Annotated in this window: 18 protein-coding genes and 1 riboswitch; of the genes, 7 read left to right on the forward strand and 11 right to left on the reverse strand. The window is 44.4% G+C overall.

All coding sequences use genetic code 11. The features are described 5' to 3' along the window. Nucleotides 1-45: 45 nt before the first annotated feature. From SporoP37_RS03430 to tnpB, 3 genes are all read right to left on the reverse strand, one after another. Complete coding sequence (locus SporoP37_RS03430; protein ID WP_085430275.1) at nucleotides 46-2,052, reverse strand: acyltransferase family protein; 2,007 nt, start codon at nucleotides 2,050-2,052, stop codon at nucleotides 46-48. Nucleotides 2,053-2,189: 137 nt separating this feature from the next. Next, nucleotides 2,190-3,758 carry an IS66 family transposase gene (gene tnpC / locus SporoP37_RS03435; protein WP_085431677.1) on the reverse strand — a complete coding sequence of 523 codons (1,569 nt, stop codon included), beginning with the start codon at nucleotides 3,756-3,758 and terminating at the stop codon, nucleotides 2,190-2,192. Nucleotides 3,759-3,825: 67 nt separating this feature from the next. After that, nucleotides 3,826-4,179, reverse strand: coding sequence for an IS66 family insertion sequence element accessory protein TnpB (gene tnpB, locus SporoP37_RS03440; protein WP_085430172.1), 354 nt, complete (start codon nucleotides 4,177-4,179; stop codon nucleotides 3,826-3,828). Between the two features lie 18 nt (nucleotides 4,180-4,197). Between tnpB and SporoP37_RS16835 the strand changes: the two genes are divergently transcribed. Next, on the forward strand, nucleotides 4,198-4,395 hold the full coding sequence (locus SporoP37_RS16835; RefSeq protein ID WP_157118611.1) for a hypothetical protein: 198 nt from the start codon (nucleotides 4,198-4,200) through the stop codon (nucleotides 4,393-4,395). Between the two features lie 187 nt (nucleotides 4,396-4,582). On the opposite strand, the gene SporoP37_RS17385 is transcribed toward SporoP37_RS16835, so the two are convergent. The 3 genes from SporoP37_RS17385 to SporoP37_RS03455 all read right to left on the reverse strand — a co-directional run bounded on the left by SporoP37_RS17385 (nucleotide 4,583) and on the right by SporoP37_RS03455 (nucleotide 8,511). Continuing rightward, complete coding sequence (locus tag SporoP37_RS17385; RefSeq protein ID WP_232329798.1) at nucleotides 4,583-6,505, reverse strand: hypothetical protein; 1,923 nt, start codon at nucleotides 6,503-6,505, stop codon at nucleotides 4,583-4,585. Next, nucleotides 6,465-7,760, reverse strand: coding sequence for a hypothetical protein (locus SporoP37_RS17390; RefSeq protein WP_232329799.1), 1,296 nt, complete (start codon nucleotides 7,758-7,760; stop codon nucleotides 6,465-6,467). The genes SporoP37_RS17385 and SporoP37_RS17390 overlap by 41 nt, the downstream gene beginning before the upstream one ends. A gap of 226 nt (nucleotides 7,761-7,986) precedes the next feature. Beyond that, nucleotides 7,987-8,511, reverse strand: a complete 525-nt coding sequence (locus SporoP37_RS03455; protein WP_085430276.1) for a D-glycero-alpha-D-manno-heptose-1,7-bisphosphate 7-phosphatase — start codon at nucleotides 8,509-8,511, stop codon at nucleotides 7,987-7,989. A gap of 213 nt (nucleotides 8,512-8,724) precedes the next feature. Between SporoP37_RS03455 and SporoP37_RS03460 the strand changes: the two genes are divergently transcribed. Further along, nucleotides 8,725-10,131, forward strand: a complete 1,407-nt coding sequence (locus tag SporoP37_RS03460; RefSeq protein ID WP_085430277.1) for an MDR family MFS transporter — start codon at nucleotides 8,725-8,727, stop codon at nucleotides 10,129-10,131. 107 nt (nucleotides 10,132-10,238) lie between these two features. On the opposite strand, the gene SporoP37_RS03465 is transcribed toward SporoP37_RS03460, so the two are convergent. The 3 genes from SporoP37_RS03465 to SporoP37_RS03475 all read right to left on the reverse strand — a co-directional run bounded on the left by SporoP37_RS03465 (nucleotide 10,239) and on the right by SporoP37_RS03475 (nucleotide 11,935). Then, on the reverse strand, nucleotides 10,239-10,748 hold the full coding sequence (locus SporoP37_RS03465; RefSeq protein ID WP_081242340.1) for a QueT transporter family protein: 510 nt from the start codon (nucleotides 10,746-10,748) through the stop codon (nucleotides 10,239-10,241). Between the two features lie 154 nt (nucleotides 10,749-10,902). After that, nucleotides 10,903-11,658, reverse strand: a complete 756-nt coding sequence (locus SporoP37_RS03470) for a 3-oxoacyl-ACP reductase (RefSeq protein ID WP_085430278.1) — start codon at nucleotides 11,656-11,658, stop codon at nucleotides 10,903-10,905. Nucleotides 11,659-11,713: 55 nt separating this feature from the next. Then, entirely contained in the window at nucleotides 11,714-11,935 is a 222-nt protein-coding gene (locus tag SporoP37_RS03475; protein ID WP_081242342.1) for a DUF2829 domain-containing protein, read from the reverse strand. Between the two features lie 227 nt (nucleotides 11,936-12,162). Then, nucleotides 12,163-12,262: riboswitch (purine riboswitch) on the forward strand. 49 nt (nucleotides 12,263-12,311) lie between these two features. On the opposite strand from SporoP37_RS03475, the gene SporoP37_RS03480 reads away from it, so the two are divergent. Together SporoP37_RS03480 and SporoP37_RS03485 are read left to right on the forward strand one after the other, a co-directional pair. Further along, nucleotides 12,312-13,475, forward strand: a complete 1,164-nt coding sequence (locus SporoP37_RS03480) for an MFS transporter (RefSeq protein WP_081242343.1) — start codon at nucleotides 12,312-12,314, stop codon at nucleotides 13,473-13,475. 85 nt (nucleotides 13,476-13,560) lie between these two features. Further along, complete coding sequence (locus SporoP37_RS03485) at nucleotides 13,561-13,878, forward strand: DUF3784 domain-containing protein (protein WP_085430279.1); 318 nt, start codon at nucleotides 13,561-13,563, stop codon at nucleotides 13,876-13,878. A 66-nt stretch (nucleotides 13,879-13,944) separates the two neighbouring features. On the opposite strand, the gene SporoP37_RS03490 is transcribed toward SporoP37_RS03485, so the two are convergent. Then, complete coding sequence (locus tag SporoP37_RS03490) at nucleotides 13,945-14,463, reverse strand: hypothetical protein (protein ID WP_085430280.1); 519 nt, start codon at nucleotides 14,461-14,463, stop codon at nucleotides 13,945-13,947. Between the two features lie 80 nt (nucleotides 14,464-14,543). Between SporoP37_RS03490 and SporoP37_RS17540 the strand changes: the two genes are divergently transcribed. After that, on the forward strand, nucleotides 14,544-14,672 hold the full coding sequence (locus SporoP37_RS17540) for a hypothetical protein (RefSeq protein ID WP_255363023.1): 129 nt from the start codon (nucleotides 14,544-14,546) through the stop codon (nucleotides 14,670-14,672). A gap of 56 nt (nucleotides 14,673-14,728) precedes the next feature. Here the strand turns inward: SporoP37_RS17540 and SporoP37_RS03495 are convergent, their stop codons facing one another. Then, nucleotides 14,729-15,106 (reverse strand): PH domain-containing protein, encoded by a 378-nt coding sequence (locus tag SporoP37_RS03495; protein ID WP_085430281.1) that lies wholly within the window; start codon nucleotides 15,104-15,106, stop codon nucleotides 14,729-14,731. Between the two features lie 426 nt (nucleotides 15,107-15,532). On the opposite strand from SporoP37_RS03495, the gene SporoP37_RS03500 reads away from it, so the two are divergent. Both SporoP37_RS03500 and yfkAB read left to right on the forward strand, forming a co-directional pair. Beyond that, on the forward strand, nucleotides 15,533-16,507 hold the full coding sequence (locus tag SporoP37_RS03500) for an SEC-C metal-binding domain-containing protein (protein WP_085430282.1): 975 nt from the start codon (nucleotides 15,533-15,535) through the stop codon (nucleotides 16,505-16,507). Between the two features lie 21 nt (nucleotides 16,508-16,528). Then, nucleotides 16,529-17,632: a radical SAM/CxCxxxxC motif protein YfkAB gene (gene yfkAB / locus SporoP37_RS03505; protein WP_085430283.1), complete on the forward strand. Its 1,104-nt coding sequence runs from the start codon at nucleotides 16,529-16,531 to the stop codon at nucleotides 17,630-17,632. Nucleotides 17,633-17,668 lie beyond the last annotated feature (36 nt).

Genomic DNA, 17,668 nt, shown 5'->3' on the forward strand with positions numbered 1-17,668 from the left:
AAAACGTGTTCAACTATACGGAACCATCCATGACTAACTATCGAGTTAACGCGCTGATGTTTTATCTAAACTGTCTAATGCTTGCTGCAGCGGAATTTTTAATGCGGGAGCAAGCGTCTTTGAATATTCAGCCGTAAGATGGTTATCATCACGATATACGATAACGTTTCCTATTACCGGATAACAAGTCGTGTCATCACAGAAATAATCGGTTAGGTCAGCAAAAAACACATTCGACGGAATGCCTTCAGTGACTTCCCATGGCACTTCTTTGGAGACACCCTGATCTCGCGTTACCGCGCATTCCAGCGGATCTTCCGCCTGTTCCAAACAAACTGGAACTACTTTTTTCATCCGCGGATTATCCCGGATTGCAAACACAGTCGTAATTCCTTCAAGCTTTTTCCATTGATTAATGAACCCTTGCGGCACTTCCGGGTGTTTATTCACTGTCGACGTGGTAAAGACGAGATCAGGCGGATTTTCTGTCAGCACTTCGATTAAATTTTCATTCCATGGCAAACACTCTTCCGTTAAACTTCCGCTTGGGTCTTCATCAGTAAAGCGGCATCCGTCATGGCTGTACAAATCAATGGTGAAGTTCATCTCTTCCGCCAGTTCTTCTAATGCCGGAAACCAATGACCGGAATGAGATCCGCCCACAAGTGCTATGGTGAAATCAGCATCTTCCAAAACGCCATAAGAGCACTTTCTGACTTCTGTCCGATTAACCGACTGACATTCTAAATCCTCATAAAAGGCAGGCAAATCTGTTTTAATGATTGACGGCGGCGGTATTGGATCAACATCCGTCGCCGTATTGATCTCATAGAGCACAGACTGAGCGCCCGGATAGTCAGTGCCGGAGATGAATTCCGAGTTTGCTGTAGCCTTTTCAATATAAGCGGAAATCGTGAAAATTGAAGTACATGCAAGCACAAACATGGCAGTCAGCACAACGACTAAATTCCCTTTATTCTGTCCTCTGTCCATCTCAAGCACCGGTTTCTCCACTAGCTTAGTCGTAACGATAGAGAGTAAAATGGTAACAAGTAACAGAAGAATACCATCCATCACAGGAACCGTTTCTATTTCCATATACGAACGATAGAAAATCAGCAGCGGCCAATGCCATAAATAAATTCCATACGTCAGACTCCCTAAATAAAGTAATGGTTTGACCGCAAGGAATCGATTGACTCCAATTACCGTAATACTTTCAGAAGCAATCAGTATGAGCAGCACACCGCTGATAGGAAGCAGGGCCAAGTATCCCGGAAACACCGTCGATACAGGCACGATAATTCCCGTGAAACAAATAATCAGCAATCCGAGCCATCCCAGTGCAATACTGATTCGTTTAGTAAAAAATAAATACGGAGACAGTAAAGCGAAGATCCCGCCGACACTAAATTCCCACATCCTGGTGAATGAATGAAAATACGCAAATGGCTGATTGATGTTCGTCTGATAAATTGAATAGGCTATCGAACAGACGAATACGACAATCAATGAGCCGAGCAATGTTTTGCGCACAGGTGTTTTCCAAACTTTACGCGCAAGACCGTAAACGGCAGCAAGCAAGATTGGCCAGATAATATAAAATTGACCCTGAACACTCAATGACCAAAAATGCTGAAACGGACTGGCTGAATTGTCCCGGGCCAAATAATCGACTGAATCCAGAGCCAGCCGCCAGTTTTCATAATAGAAAGTAGAAGCCATCATATGTGCTATAATTTCTCCCCACTCAAACTGCGGAAGAAAAATGACTGCACAAACTCCAGTGAAAATGATGATGATGATAGCCTGCGGGAACAACCTTCTCGTTAAATGCAGAAAATAATCGGCAAAATTCACACTGCCGTTTTTTTCAATTCGCGACAAAATGGAAAGTGTCATCAGGTATCCTGATAACACGAAGAATACATCGATGCCGCCTGATACTTTGCCGAACCATATATGATACACAGCAATCAGTAATGTCGCGATGGTTCGTACACCTTCAATTTCAGGGCGAAATCTTTTTTTAGGCAACTTCAGATCTTTCATAAACTTCCCCCAATTAAACCATCTCTTTTAAGTATAAATGCATTGTCTACTGTAAGCCCGTAATATAAAAAAACGTACCTATTTGGTACGTCATCACAAATAGCCCGATTGCTTCCTGTTTTTGAAGCAGCGGGCTGTTATTTTTTACATTCCAGTTGGATTTGTGGCGACCACGGCAGATAGTCATCCAGTCGTGAAGGATTCTGGCCGAATTCCAGATTCGGAAGTTCCGAAAAGACCTTTTTCAAATACATATAGAAATCAATCCCATGTAATTTGGCGGTCTCTGCTAGGCTGAGACAGATGGCGTTCGCTTTCGCGCCCGCTTCGCTGACAGAGAATAGCCAATTTTTTCGACCGATCACGTTCGGACGGATAGCGTTTTCTGCCGGATTGTTATCGATTTCCAGACGACCATCTGTTAAGAATAGCTGAAGCTCTTTTTTCCGCTTCAACGTATAGTCTGCGGCTGTTGCCAGCGCATTCGTTCCGTAAAAAGGACTCTCTTCTATCCATGCGAAGAATTTTTTCACGATCGGCTTGGAATACTTTTTCCGCATCCGTCGGCGTTTCCCTGGCCGTAGTTGGCGAAACTCTCGTTCTAACGCATATAGTTGGTTACAGAAATCCACGCCGATTTGTCCATTCTTGGAGTTGGCTTTCAGCCAATACCTACGGACGTGCGCCCAACAGTTGGCGAATTGTATATCCGGCAGATTACCGTAAGCAGAATATCCGTCACAAATGACGGTTCCCCGAAATCCTTGGATGAAAGATTCCAAAACGGCACGAGAACGCGACAGGGAACTATGGAACAGCACCATGACAGGACCTTGGCAAGGAATCGTTTTGCACACCCAATTATAAGCCTTGCTTTGAGCCGGTTTACCGTCTGTGCGAAAGAGTACCTGAGCTGAGGTTTCATCCACATGCAGGACGTTCCGACAAGTCAACAGTTCTTTCATTCGCTCGTAGAGAGGAGCTAACCAGTCTTCGGTTGCACGGATGACCCAGTTAGACAAATTTTTGTCATTAGCTTTGAGCCCATGACGTGCCCATTCCTTTACCTGTCGGTAAAGGGGAAGATATTGCATGAACTTCTGGTAAATGACGTGGGCCAAGACACTCGGTCCAGCGACGCTTCTTTGAATGGCGGGCTGCGGGGCCTTTCCTCTGACAATCATGGAGGAAGTGTTCGAATCTGTCTTGCAGTGTGTACATTCGTAGGTATGTTCTACGTGCTGAATACGTTTCAGGCTAGCTGGGATGAATTCTGCCTCTTCCCGAACGACTTGACCCTCACCCATCTCTGTCAATGGATGCAGGCAGCAGTTGCATTCCAACTGCTCGGGATGATGATGAATGACTTCTGTGGGGATCCCCTCATCAAATAGATCATTTCGTTTCTTCGGACGTTTTCGGACAACAGTGTAAGAAATCATCTGTTGGCTTTGTTCTTCTGTCTGCTCAGAATCGGGAAAAGGGTTCTCGTCCTCATCGAATAAGGATCCTTGCCCGTCGGGCACTTGATACTTGGATTTCTCTGTTTTGGAACCAAATAATTGCTTGGTCAAATACTGTACCTGTTGAGTCAATGTCTCCACCTGTCGGGACAGCTTTTCATTTTGTTCATTGGAATACGCCAGTTGTTCTTCCAATAGCGCAATGACTTTTTCCAATGATTCTTCTGCTGAACGCTTGGCCATTTCCTTCACCGCTTTCCTTCTCGTTGTGAGTAGTATACCGGATTTCACAGGACGTGAATAGCTATTTTTAAAACACACCTCTTGCAGAAGGGGGAATCGCTTTTGGCTGTTGGATGGACAACCCTTCGAGCAGCCAGCGCAGTTCCTGTTGTGTCAGGTTCTTGACCTCCGTTTCACTCCGTGGCCATTGCAGTTTGCCTGTGTCTAGCCGCTTATACAACATCGCAAATCCATCCCCATCAAAGTAGAGACATTTATAGCGGTCTTTTTTCCAACCGGCGAACAAAAAGATGGAGTCGCTGTAAGGGTCAAGTTCAAAAGAGTCTTGGACTAATGTCGCCAGTCCATCAATGCCTTTTCGCATATCGGTCTTTCCGCAGACAATATATATATTCTGCACATCCGTATAATCCTGTTTCATGGATGCATCAGCTCCTTCATGACGGCTCGGATGATGCGCTCTTCTACGCCGTTATGGAAATGGATTTCCGCGTTCGCTATCTTGACGGAGCAAGTGCCCGGCGAACTGCTAGCAGGGGCAGCCGGAAGGCTGGGAGAGGAAATCGGATGTAAAGTCACGGGGACAATCGTTAACGGTTTTATTGTTGGCATGAAAAGCACCTCCCAAATCAAATAATAATTTGATCTTACCGGGAGGCGCTTTGAAAATATATGCGTTGTTTGATTACGGGCTTACTGTCTACTATATCATAAATCTTTTCTTAGTTTACAATACATTTACGATCTGACGAATCCATGCACTCGCTATATGCAAAAAGCAAAAGCCCCTGTAAGAAAGGACTTTTGCTCTTGTGTTCTGCCTATTATTCTGTCTTAAATGCTTCCTGCAAGTAATAGTATGACTTTTTCAGCCGCTCTTCATACATAGGGACTTGCCAATTATCCCATGTATAACTCTCAAGCAGATCCACTTTTCCTTTTTTTACTGCCGGAAATGAATCTAGTACTTCTCCATTCGCTGACGTCAGAACAGCGCCTATGAATATTTCATCGACGTTTATTCTCGTCCTCGTTCTATCATCCAGCAAGTTTTCGATGAACTCTTTTTTGCTTGGATCTGTTGCCTGCAGCAGCAGCCAAGGAAGCCGCAGTTCCAGCATTCCGTCGCGCATATGATAATCCGCTAACGAATCATACTCCGCTGAAGCGGGATCTCCGTTGCCTTCACGCAGTTTGCCGGTTTCATAGTAGCTGAATGGAATATAACGCTTTTCATTCTTCACCAAGTATTTTTTATTAAGCGCATAATTCATTGGGATAAATTGGTCCGTCTGATCTTTCACAGCTTTATCGGGCACAAAGCCTGCATCTTTCCCATAGTCATGATGAAACAAGTCATAATGGGGATCGATCAGCATCCGTGATTTTGCGCCATTAATTTTCGCAATGAACTCTAAGCCATTTGTAAATCGAATATCTTGCATACGGCTTGCACGGTTATTTCCTCTGCCAGGTACGGTGTCGAACACTATATTCAATGCATCTGTTTCATTAAATACCGATTCATCGTAATCCACTCGTACATACAGATATGTTTCGTCATGATCTGCATACATTTTTTTGAGCAAACCGTTCTTTTTCTCATACAATGGATCTGTCGGCCATTCCTCTTCATAACCCGCCACTTTGATCTTTAATGGATCAAAGCTGACTAAGCCAAATTTTTGTTCATTCGTCTGTATATTGGACCAGTATGGCCGTCTGTCCGGATTGTCGTAATCAGCCGTGTTCCATGTCCGTTTGAACCATTCATCCTGCCAGGAAAATACGAGTCCTCCCATTAAACCTTCCTGTAAGATATCCTCATATAAATGTGTCAGGATTTCTCCCTGCTGATCTTCTGATATAAACCCTTGATTCCAGCCAAATGGATTATCATGTGTTTTCCCTCTTGATGCTGGAATTCCGAATTCTGCTACCAGGATAGGCAGGCGGTGCGCTTCGTGCAAATCTTTCAAATAGCCGGCATAGTTATTTTTGGCGCCTCTGAAATCAATGAATTCACGGTACTTTTTCTCATAGTTCAAAAAGTCCGGATAGTATGAATATACATGGTATGAAGCGAACTGCCCAGGCTTATTCATCTCGTCTTTTGTATATATCAAATTCGGATTTACCGAAACAATATCCTCCTGACCGGAAGAATCAGACGGGTGTGTCAGCAGATCCGTCGTCACCCAGTTAACAAAACTCATTGGCCGGATTTGTTGGTAGCTGCTCACTTCATGTGAAACAAGAATATCCATCTGCTCCGCCAGCCAATATTCAAATGCGGCCGCACCTTTTGTTTCAAAATACTTTCCTTTATATTCACCCAAATCCGGATGAATCTTATTGGTATTCTCTACCATGAACGGGTACCATTCGATTCCAATCATCCAGGCAGTGACCCACTGCGAAATATCTGCATCGTATACACCGGATGCATGGCCAGGCCGTGCCGGCACAGTCACATTTCCATGAATGACATCCACCAGTTGGATCATTTCTTTTCGGAAGTCTTTGAGATTCACTTTCTCAAATGCATCCAATGACTCCTCCAGACTTTCCTCATTGATCCAGACGCCATGCATCACATAAATAGGAGTATCATGCGCTTCGTTATACGCCTTCAATGCATGATAAAAATCAGGCGGATGGAGTGTATAAACTCGTATCGTATTGGCGTTCATTTCCCCTATTGCTTCAAACCATCGGTAATACTTCTTCAGTAATAGCCGCTTCACCGGGGAATGCTCCTGGCTTCCCCATCCCGATATTCACCCCTTTGACTGTCATCGGTGTCCATTTGCCGTCCTGCAAAACTTCAAGATACTTTCCATTCATCCGGGCATTCATCTGAATTCCGTCCCGTACCGGATTTTTCACTTGCTTTTCTTTCACTTGCCCAAACTTTGCGAGGACTTCCTGCATCATAGGCACGTAAGCTGACCAAAAGAACGATTTCTCAGAAGATCTCTGGAGCGTTTTATAGACGTTTACGACGCCCTTGGCTTGATAGATACGCGGAACATCAGATACACTGTTAAAATTTCCTGCGAAATAAAAGCTTTCCGAAACACCTGATATGTTTCGGATCACCGCATCAAACTGTGCCGGTATCCCTTTCTCAGCCAGCAAACTTTTCCCTTTAGCTGTCAGTTCCCATTGATATTTTGCTAATGACTCTCCCTGGTTGACGGTCACAATATCAAACCATGAATGAAAACGGTGTGAGCCAGCTACGCCGAGTCGCTTTGTTCCTTTTTCTGTGTATTCCATCTGAATCCCTTCAGCTGAAATTTCCTGATCCTGCTGCAACACAACATATTCTTCATTCTTGTCATTTACTAATAGAAAACCAGATCCGCTGTAGCCCCAGTCAGCTGTGCGTCCCGAAAGCATCTGCTGTAACTCTTCATTTTTTTGCGGATCCAACTCTTCCATATACCGGCCCTTCCAGCCGGAGAAATTAATACCGAAGCGATCAGCTGCTTGTGTCCGCACTTTTTCAGAGGTTGGTGAAGAGAATGAATCAAACTCCGCTACAACCATAGAAGGCTTATTCGTGTTAAGGCGCTTTACAATCCGCTGCCATTCCACTTCCCCGAGTCCGCCGTGCGTTTTTTCGTAGGAAGCGAGCAACGGATCTTGTGGATCTTGTATCGTTTCATTGGTGCTTGCTGTATTGGCTATGTAAATAATATCGGTGTCTGCATACTCTTCAGGCAGCGGACGCAATTCGGAGATTCCTTTGTCTTCCACTGCAGTGAATCCGCCATAATAATCACGGGCGGGGTCGAATGGCTTGTTATGCTGCGCTTTCACTTTGGCATAATTCAGGACCCAGTTGATTCCCAGATGCTGACGATGCGAATCTTCCACTGGTGATTTATCGATAATGGCTACTCTGACAGGCTGATTGCTTTGCATTAGCCATAATCCAACAGGAATACATACTATGAATGCAACGACAAAAAACAACAATATTACTTTTTTCATTTTTCGACCCCCTTCAACTATGAGACTCTCACCTTATACGAGATTAGCGGAAACAGACTAGTGCCCATTTATAAATTTCATTCGCATTAGGGTAATTAGTAACATAGAATGATTTATTTGTATTAATTATATCACAATATAAAACTTTATCACTAGCATATCTCTCTGCAAGGAAAAATGTAACGTTAAAGCCGCCTAATCATGGCGGCTTTAGCTTCTTGCAGTTTTATGTGGCATCTTTGATAATCCAAGGCACTGCCTGAAGCAAATCTGGAAATACTGCATCTGCCAATGGATCAGATGTGCCGAGAAATACGGTTTTTGTTCCGGCCCGCTTACCGGCCACAATATCTGTATCAGTATCACCGACCATATACGACGCTGACAAATCCACATCATACCGCTGCGCCAGATTCTCGATCAGTCGACTGTGGGGTTTGCGGCAGCCGCAGCCCGCTTTAGGCTTATGCGGGCAATACGTAACTTCATCAATAACGGCTCCTTGCCTTGCGAGTTCCGCCACCATATGATCATGAATCGCAATCAGCTTTTCTTCCTTCATAAAACCAAGCCCTACACCGCCTTGGTTTGTTACAACAAAAATATAATCAAATACTGAATTCAATTGTGTAATCGCTTCCGGCACACCGGGTAAAAAGTATAGCTGATCGGGTTCATTGACAAATTTCACTCTATCCGTCAGTACTTCGTTGATGACACCGTCCCGGTCAAGAAACACTGCTTTCTTCATAGACGTTCCACTCCTTTACATGACTTGTTGTCATGATATCCTGACTGTACTGTTTTATACAAAGCATCACTCTGCTATTGCTGATTTCAGCAGTTCAGTTAGGCAATATCATTGAGCTCTGACTGAATAACTACTAACATGGCATATACATGATTATAACGGACTTCGAATTATTCAATAACTTATAAATAAACTATGAGGTGATGCATCCCTATGGAAAATTCGCAGACATTTGACTTTAAAAAGAATCTCCCGCTGATGATTGTTCTATTATCAGGGGCGTTTATTACCATTCTGAATCAAACACTGCTTGCCACAGCTCTTCCCCCCATTATGAAAGACCTTTCTATCGGCGAAAGTACGGTACAGTGGCTGCAGTCAATTTTCATGCTCGTAAACGGGATTATGATTCCGGTTACGGCATTCTTAATCGGAAAGTTTACGACCCGCCGATTATTTCTGACAGCAATGAGCATTTTCGCTGCCGGCACATTGGTGGCTGCTGTATCTCCAAATTTCTCCATGCTTTTGGCAGGGCGCGTGCTTCAGGGAGCCGGTGCAGGGATTATGATGCCGCTTCTCCAGACAATTATGTTTTTGCTGTTTCCTGTGGAGCAGCGCGGAAAGGCGATGGGCTATTACGGTCTCGTGATTGCGTTTGCGCCGGCAATCGGACCCAGCCTGTCAGGATATCTTGTTGATCAATTCCCATGGCGCAGCGTGTTCTACGTCGTGCTGCCGTTCACTTTATTAAACATCATTGCGGCCTTCTTCCTCCTGAAGAATGTGACGAAACTGACGGATCCCAAAATGGATTATTTATCGATTGTACTTTCCACATTCGGTTTCGGCGGCCTTCTCTACGGTTTTAGTATTGCGGGCAATACTGGCTGGCTGCATGCCAATGTCATGATTTCCATACTTGTCGGTGTTATTTCACTGGTCTGGTTTATTAGCAGACAGCTGAAATTGAAGGAGCCTATTCTTGAATTCAGGGTGTTCAAATACCGTGTATTCACATTGGCAACGAGTCTCGGAATGATTGTGTTTGGTTCGATGATTGCAACGACCGTCATTTTACCTCTGTTCATGCAGACGATGCTCGGGTTCAGTGCATTTCATTCCGGTCTCATGCTCCTGCCGGGTGCGATCATCATGGGAATCATGAATCCCGTCACAGGAACACTGTTTGATAAATATGGCGCGAAATATTTGTTGCTCACCGGATTTTCAATTCTGACGGTCACTACATTCATGTTTTCTAACTTGACTGAGGAAACGTCTTTCGCGTATTTGGCAGTTCTGAATGCGATTCGTATGTCAGGAATTGCAATGGTCATGATGCCTTCTACTACACTCGGGCTGAATCAGCTGCCTAATCACTTAATCCCTCATGGAACCGCCATGAACAACACATTCCGTCAGATTTCAGGATCCGTCGGAACTGCAGTCCTCGTTACCGTAATGGTTACAGCGGAGCTCAATAACGGGACCGTTGCGGGTCAAATCCAAGGAGTGAATACAGCGTTCCTTGTGGCAGGATTTATTTCTATTGCCGGTTTGATTGTATCAATTGTAATTAAAGATCCAAGAAGAAATGAACGGAAAGCGAAAGCTTAATCGCTGCATGCTTTCCTGGATTTAAATTGCTGTGCTGCAGCGTATCCTGACAGTTACTTCTAGAAAACACAGAAAAGCACATCCGCGACGTTACGGATGTGCTTTTCTTATTTGGACAGATCTATTTTTTTATTCAGCGCATATATAATCATTCCGCCGATTGTCATGGACAATAACTCACCGATTCCGACTGTCAGCCAAGTTGCCCAGAATGGAAGGCCTAGCAGGATCGTCAGTTGTCCGGCGATTGTGAACATCGACAACGCAAATACAATTGCGGTAATTACCATTTTCAGAATATCGTTTTTGATATTCTTTGTCAGTGCACGGCATAGCAATAATGCAAGAAGCGTAGCCATAGAACCGACCGGCACATCCAGCAGCCAGGTTGGCGACATAAAGTTCGCAAACATTACACCTAGCGTGACGCCGATCACATACCGTTTATTGTACAGAGCCAGATAGTTGAACATCTCTGACAATCGCAGCTGAACTGCGCCAAAACTGATTACTGAAAACATGAACGTCACCGTTACATACAATGCTGCAACGAGCGCTGTTTTCGTGAGTTCGTTCACCGTACTCTTCGGTGAATCTTTCACATAAGACATACTCATATTATTTTCTCCTTTGTGAAACAGCCCAATGGCTATTCCAGTAATAACTACGGCCAAAGGAAGAAAGAGCCTGCCGCTCATTCAAAAGTGCCGTAGTGCAAACAGAATTTGCCTGCTTGCGTAGTATAACAGAGTTTCATCGATTACAAAAGCCTTATTTTGCAGTCCAGCCTCCGTCAATCGGCACGACTGCCCCGTGAATATAATCAGCAGCCGAACTTGCCAGATACAATGTCAGCGCAGCCACTTCCTCAGGCTGTGCCCATCGTCCGGCCGGCGTTTCTTCCGCCACCCACTCAGCGATGGCCCCGTCTCCTTCAAAATCTGCCTGATTCATAGGCGTTCGGATTGCTCCCGGCGCAATGGCATTCGCCCGGATCCCTTCGCGGCAATAATCCATATCCAGCTGCTTCGTATAGCCGACAATGGCGTGCTTAGACGCTGTATAAGCTGCACCGCCGCCTCCGGCTACAAGCCCGGCAATGGATGCCATATTGACAATGACACCGGACTTCCGCGCCGTCATGTGAGGCAAAACCGCATTCGTCATAAAATAGGTGCCTTTCACATTCGTATCCATAATCCGATCCCACAGTGCTTCATCGGTGTCCAGTGTTTTTGCAAAACCATCAAGTATTCCCGCTGTATTCAATAATATATCCACCGCACCAAATGCCTGAAGCGCACGTTCAACAGCCCGGTTTACATCGGCTTTTGAACTGACATTGCCAGTGGTGTAATCAAACTTGGAAGGATACGCCTTTTTCACACTTTGCATATCACCTTCGCTCAGATCAAAGGCGAAGACATTTGCACCATTTTCTAAAAACGCAAGTGCCTGAGCCTGACCAATACCTGAAGCGGCACCTGTCACCAGTACGGATTTCTTTTTATATTCTTCAAATTTCATAGCAGCCTCCTATATAAAAAAGCTCATGAACGCTCATGAGCTTTACTCCATCATCTTACTCTACAATTACCCAGTCTTCCGCCAGCAGATCACAGACTGTCGGTGTAAACATCGTGTACCCTTCTCCTGTTACATTGATCAGGAAATACGGATTCAGTTTTTTGCCGTCATGCTCACTTTCACCAACGAGCTTCACATATAATTCAGCTCCGCCCCAATTACTGCGGATTACTTTTTCGCCAGCCTTCAAACGAGGCAGCACTTCTTCAAATGTCATGTTTATCCATCCTTTATATTTGTTACTATTCACGCGGTTTATCGGGAAAAGTATACTTGATTGCGGCGGATTTTACAACTTTCGGGATTATATTCTAAAAGCCGCTGCCTGCTGTCTTCATATGTCTGTTTCTATTGCTTTTCCGCAAGAAATGCTGTCGGATTTCATAGATCAGACGCCTTCTTGCTTGCCCGTTCCCCGATTCCATGATAAATTGTACAATAGAAAATCTCATTACGGAATCAACATGTATAACCCCGATAATATGGTTCGGGGGTCTCTACCAGGAACCGTTAAATCCTGATTACAAAGTCATTTTTGTAATCGGGATTTTTATTTATATACGGGTGTGTATACACTGGCAGGAGGAATTATTGTGGATGTGCGTGTATTATTATTGGCGGTTTCCGCTATTACGGTAGGACTTGTGGAATTAGTGGTCGGCGGTATTTTACCGGTGATTGCTGATGACTTGAATGTATCAATTGCGACAGCGGGTCAGCTGATCACCATTTTTGCGCTGGTATATGCAGTGGCAGGACCTGTATTATTGTCGCTGACTGCAAAAATAGAACGCAAGAAACTGTATCTGATTACGCTCGGCGTATTTTTAGTGGGCAACATACTGACATACTTGAGCCCGACGTTTGGGTTAATGATGGCGGCACGTGTACTGACGGCTGCAAGTGCCGCGCTCGTTATTGTATTGTCCCTGACGATTACCGCACGAATGGTCGAACCGCGTGTCAGGGCAAAATCGCTTGGCTATATTTATATGGGGATCAGTTCATCACTCGTACTTGGTGTCCCGATCGGTATTGTCGTCACGAATGCGTTCGGCTGGCGTTCAGTATTTTTGGGCATTGCGATCATGACGCTTGGTTCGATTGTTTTGATAGCAACGTTCCTGGATAAGATACCAAACGGCAACGTGCAGCCGCTTTCTGTTCAAATTAAAGCATTGGCAAATAAAAAAATCTTTTTCGCTCATTTGGCCACTATGTTTATGCTGGCAGGCCATTATACGGTGTACGCGTACTTCACGCCTTTTCTTGAGACAACGATGCAATTGAGCCCGTATTGGATCAGCGTGTTCTACTTTATCTTTGGACTTGCCGCAGTTTCCGGCGGGGCGTTCGGCGGCGGCCTGGCATCACGCCTCGGTTCAAAGAAAAGCATTTTACTCATTTTAGGAGCATTTGCACTCAGCTTATTCGCACTGCCCTATTCAACTTTTTCGATTCCTTTATTCATCATTTTCATGATGGTATGGGGCGGCTTGAGCTGGGCATTAGCACCTGCCCAGCAGGATTATATCATTCAAAGTGATCCGGTGACTTCCGATGTGCATCAGAGTTTCAATAACTCCGCACTGCAAGTCGGTATTGCGCTCGGTTCGGGTATCGGCGGCATGGTCTACAGTCAGACAGGAAGTGTCACAAGCATGCCGGCTGTTGGAGGCATCATCGTCATTATTGCGTTCATTTGTGCGGCAATTTCATTGTCAATCGCCGTAAAGGCTAAGCAGCCGGCTGTATAATGAGGTAGAATGGAGTTAACTCGTCATAGAGCTGACTCCATTTTTTATTGGTATTTGACTCTATGTCAGGAAATGAGGGAATGTTATGCTTGGCTTGTTACTGGATGTGGTGGTGATGACAGCATTTATTGTGTATGGTATTGCACTATGGAATGGTAAAGGTGCGTCTTTGCTTTCGGGCTATAATACGATGCCGATCGAGAAAAAGCTGCGAATTAATGAACGGGCGCTATGCAAATTCATGGCGAAGATCATGTTCGCCCTTAGTTTTTGTGTGGGATTATTCGCAGTGAGTGAACTGCTGGAAGATGATAAGTATTTTATAGCGGGACTTATTCTGTTCATTGGGTTGATCGTGTTTGCTATTGTCTACTCGAATACGGGTAACCGATTTAAAAAATAAGCTCTGTTACATATTCTTGTGCAGCAAGTAAAAAACGCTCCTTTTCGGGCGTTTTTTTACTTGCTTTTATGATACTTCCCCAATCCGCTCCATCATTTCTAAGACACTTTCTAAAAACAGTCCAATTTCCCCCATATGCTCTTCTGTTACTTTCGGTTTAAAACGTATATGCACGCGGTTCAGGAATCCCGGCTCTGTTTGCTCATGACCAAAGCTGAGTGTCTGTGTGCAGTCGATATCATTTTCCCAGACCTCGAAAACAATATTTTTGATTTTCTTGCACTCCGCGTCGACATCTTGAACTGTTGTGTGCACCAGCAATGACAGCATACAGCCTGGATTCGCGCCTTCTGTTTCCAGTATTTCATCTGCCAATTCTCTCAGTGATGAATCCAGCGTAAGATCGACGAGAACCGACGGATAGCCGACTTTTGAAAATTGCACAGTAAATGATCTGGCCATCACAGCCAAATCGAGCTGATCGGTGCGGTTGGTTATATGAATCGCCTGTTCCAGATTATCCATGTCATACATATGATTTTCAAACGCAACTTTCAAGTTTTCAAATACAGTCGGATCATACATAGTGCGGCCTCCTTACTTGTATGTATAATTTGATATGATTCAGCCATCTTATAGGGAAACCGGGAAAGGATGTCTTTTATATGGCCAATAAAGAAGCATCGATTGCGACATTAAGTGCTGAGGATTTACATGCACTGAATCATCTGGAAGAAAAATTGGGTGTGACTCTCGTCGCGTATGAAAATGTGAATTCGTCCAATACAAAATGACGGGGACGCGGTATTTTCTATTATGGAAAATACCGCGTCTTTCATTCAGACTGCCATCACACACAAACGGTTGCCAATATTTTTTGGATATCGTAAATACTTTTATCTTTCCGGAATTTTTTTTCAATATGCGGTGTCAGTGAGCTGGATATCCAGATTTTTAATTCTGCGTCCATATCGAATGTACCCGCAGTTTCTACACTGTAATGAGAGATGCTTTTGAATGGCACTGAATGGTATTCTGCTTTCTTTCCTGTAACTCCTTGCTTGTCAACTAAAATTAATCGCGTCTGCGTGAACACAATTAAGTCCCGCACCAGTTTAAATGCCGCTTCCACTTCTTCGCCTTCTGCCAAAATTACGTTCAGTTCTTTCTTTACTTCTTCCTTATTTACAACGGAAGCATTTCCTAAAAGAGCATCAAACAATCCCATGTAATCATTCCCCTGTCCAATTTAGTTTGTATACAACACGCGCGGAAATTCTCTCTTATTTTATGACGGTAATTACACTTCCATGCAAAAGCATGCAGTCCAAATAGTTTATCATGTCCATCGGGGGTTGAATAGTAGAGGGCAGACGTTAGAAACGCGTCGACCCTTGCATACCTCGTGTACATTGACAAAACAAGAATTTTTTAAGATAAATCCCCCTTTTCCTAACCTTTTCTGATTAGTAGTCTGCAATATATTAAAGGTTTGGACAGTTGATCTCAGGTTGCATTCCACTCTTTGACTTCAGTTGATTCAGAGAGTGTTTTTTCTATTTTCTGCTTTGTTCGATTAGATAAATTTCATGCGAACTCTTCATTCGTTTGGTACACTAGGCTATGTAGGAATTTACTAAAGGGAAGTGTTTTTATGGTTGGACGTAATGATCCATGTCCATGTGGCAGTGGCAAAAAATATAAGAAGTGCTGCGAGCGAAAGCAGGCAGTCACCGTTGAAGATCTGTTGACAGATGAAATGGAACATTTATTGCAGACTTTTTATGATGTTCATCCGCATCGTGCCGATGTGCCGGCATTCGTGGAATTCGCAAATAAATGGAAAGCCTCATTAAATAGTTATCTGCCAGAAGAAATGATTGAAGCGATTGCACTGGATGAATTTTTCTTCCACGAGCGGACGGATATTTGGGCAGATTATGTGGCAAGGCAGAAGAAAAAGCAAGTGCGCCCTTCTATTCTTGAATTACTGGATCGCTGGTCAGAACCCCGCGTATTTGTCGGAAAAGTGACTGCTGTGGGGAATACATATTTAACAGCTAAAAGTATTATTGGTGATGAAACGATAGAGCTTTGGAAAGAAAGTGATAAGCCTGTTCCGATTGGCGTACACTTCTATTGCTTCATTCTTTCTGACGGGACGTCTGAAGGGAATTATTTAGCAGTATCGAGCTTGATTTTCATTCCGACAAATCATTCGGAAGCCGTCAGACAGTTTGCTAAGACGCTGGCTGATTCAGAGAACCCATCATTAAAAGACTCCGTAATGAAATTCTGGATCGCCCTTGGCGAAAACGGCTATACCGGTGATGAGTTTACAGAATTCGAGTCTGGTGTTATAGAATCGGCGGAAGAATTTTTGAAACAGCATGACCGGGAATCGAGTGCTCTGCTTGAAGTATTGGAAGACTTTTTAGTGGATGAGCAGCCGAAAGCCCGTAAGATGCTGGCAATCGCTGCCGGTGCCATTCGTTACGGACAAGAAAATAAATTTTTCGAACCGCTTAATATGACACTCAAAGAAATTGCGGAAGCTTTTGATGTTTCAACTTCTTCGATGAGTAAGTATGCAAAAGATCTTACAGAGTACGCACGTGATGAAAATTAATTGATGTAAGGAGTTACGGACATGGTACTATCACAATCCCGCCTGTCAGATGCTTGGGAAGCCTATCAGGATATTGATTTGCATGGGAAGCAGGTATTATCCAGCATAGAGTTCACGACGACCTATTTATGTAATATGCGCTGCGAACATTGCGCTGTCGGTTATATGCTGCAGCCGAAAGATCCGCAGGCCTTGCCGATTGAGTTATTGCTGCAGAAGCTGGATGAGTTTCCGCATTTGCGGACAATCAGTCTGACAGGCGGCGAGCCGATGTTTTCCAAAAAATCTGTAGAGCAGTATGTGGTGCCGTTATTGCAGTATGCACATGAGCGGGGCATCCAGACACAGGTGAATTCAAACTTGACCATGCCATTTGAGCGTTACGAATGGATTGCCCCCTATTTAAACGTACTGCATATATCGCATAACTGGGGAACTGCCGATGATTTCATCGATGGCGGATTTGCCCGTATGGAACGCCAGCCGTCACGCGAACGCCGGGCTTCGCAGTTTACGCGCATGATTGAAAACAGCAGGGCCTTGTCTGAGATGGGCGTCATGGTATCAGCAGAGACGATGCTCAACCGCCGGACACTGCCTCATTTACAGACGATTCACGAACAGATTGTCCACGAAATGAAATGCAGCCGTCATGAAGTACACCCGATGTATCCGAGTGATTTCGCTTCTTCATTGGATGTGCTGTCTTTGGATGAAACACGTACTGCAATGCTTGACTTGCTGTCGTATCGCGATCCGCGAACGTGGATGCTGTTCGGTACATTACCTTTTTACAATTGCAGTCAGGACGACCGGGATCAGGAATTATTCGCAAAGCTTGCCGCAAGTGAAAACGTTACAGTGCGTAATGACCCCGATGGCCGTTCCCGCTTGAATGTCAATATATTTACAGGTGACGTCATCGTGACTGATTTCGGCGATGTGCCGCCGCTTGGAAATATTCAAACGGATAAACTGCCGGATCTTTACGAGAAATGGCAACAGCACCCGCTGGCAAAAAGTGTCAGCTGTCATTGTCCGGCAGTTCGCTGTCTCGGGCCAAACTTATTAGTTAAGGATGCTTATTATCCCGATGTCGACTTTTTGAAGCGTCAGCAACATTGACAGAAAAAAACACGTATGGCTCAGCTTTTGAGTCCA

It is taken from the genome of Sporosarcina sp. P37 (genome assembly GCF_002109365.1).
In the GTDB taxonomy this organism is placed as follows: domain Bacteria; phylum Bacillota; class Bacilli; order Bacillales_A; family Planococcaceae; genus Sporosarcina.

Bases quoted from the DNA above. Each gene is read 5' to 3' on its own strand.
- SporoP37_RS03430 (WP_085430275.1), bottom strand. From the start codon at position 2,052: ATGAAAGATCTGAAGTTGCCTAAAAAAAGATTTCGCCCTGAAATTGAA.
- tnpC (WP_085431677.1), bottom strand. From the start codon at position 3,758: ATGGCCAAGCGTTCAGCAGAAGAATCATTGGAAAAAGTCATTGCGCTA.
- tnpB (WP_085430172.1), bottom strand. From the start codon at position 4,179: ATGAAACAGGATTATACGGATGTGCAGAATATATATATTGTCTGCGGA.
- SporoP37_RS16835 (WP_157118611.1), top strand. From the start codon at position 4,198: ATGACGGCTCGGATGATGCGCTCTTCTACGCCGTTATGGAAATGGATT.
- SporoP37_RS17390 (WP_232329799.1), bottom strand. From the start codon at position 7,760: ATGAAAAAAGTAATATTGTTGTTTTTTGTCGTTGCATTCATAGTATGT.
- SporoP37_RS03455 (WP_085430276.1), bottom strand. From the start codon at position 8,511: ATGAAGAAAGCAGTGTTTCTTGACCGGGACGGTGTCATCAACGAAGTA.
- SporoP37_RS03460 (WP_085430277.1), top strand. From the start codon at position 8,725: ATGGAAAATTCGCAGACATTTGACTTTAAAAAGAATCTCCCGCTGATG.
- SporoP37_RS03465 (WP_081242340.1), bottom strand. From the start codon at position 10,748: ATGAGTATGTCTTATGTGAAAGATTCACCGAAGAGTACGGTGAACGAA.
- SporoP37_RS03470 (WP_085430278.1), bottom strand. From the start codon at position 11,658: ATGAAATTTGAAGAATATAAAAAGAAATCCGTACTGGTGACAGGTGCC.
- SporoP37_RS03475 (WP_081242342.1), bottom strand. From the start codon at position 11,935: ATGACATTTGAAGAAGTGCTGCCTCGTTTGAAGGCTGGCGAAAAAGTA.
- SporoP37_RS03485 (WP_085430279.1), top strand. From the start codon at position 13,561: ATGCTTGGCTTGTTACTGGATGTGGTGGTGATGACAGCATTTATTGTG.
- SporoP37_RS03490 (WP_085430280.1), bottom strand. From the start codon at position 14,463: ATGTATGATCCGACTGTATTTGAAAACTTGAAAGTTGCGTTTGAAAAT.
- SporoP37_RS17540 (WP_255363023.1), top strand. From the start codon at position 14,544: ATGGCCAATAAAGAAGCATCGATTGCGACATTAAGTGCTGAGGATTTA.
- SporoP37_RS03495 (WP_085430281.1), bottom strand. From the start codon at position 15,106: ATGGGATTGTTTGATGCTCTTTTAGGAAATGCTTCCGTTGTAAATAAG.
- SporoP37_RS03500 (WP_085430282.1), top strand. From the start codon at position 15,533: ATGGTTGGACGTAATGATCCATGTCCATGTGGCAGTGGCAAAAAATAT.
- yfkAB (WP_085430283.1), top strand. From the start codon at position 16,529: ATGGTACTATCACAATCCCGCCTGTCAGATGCTTGGGAAGCCTATCAG.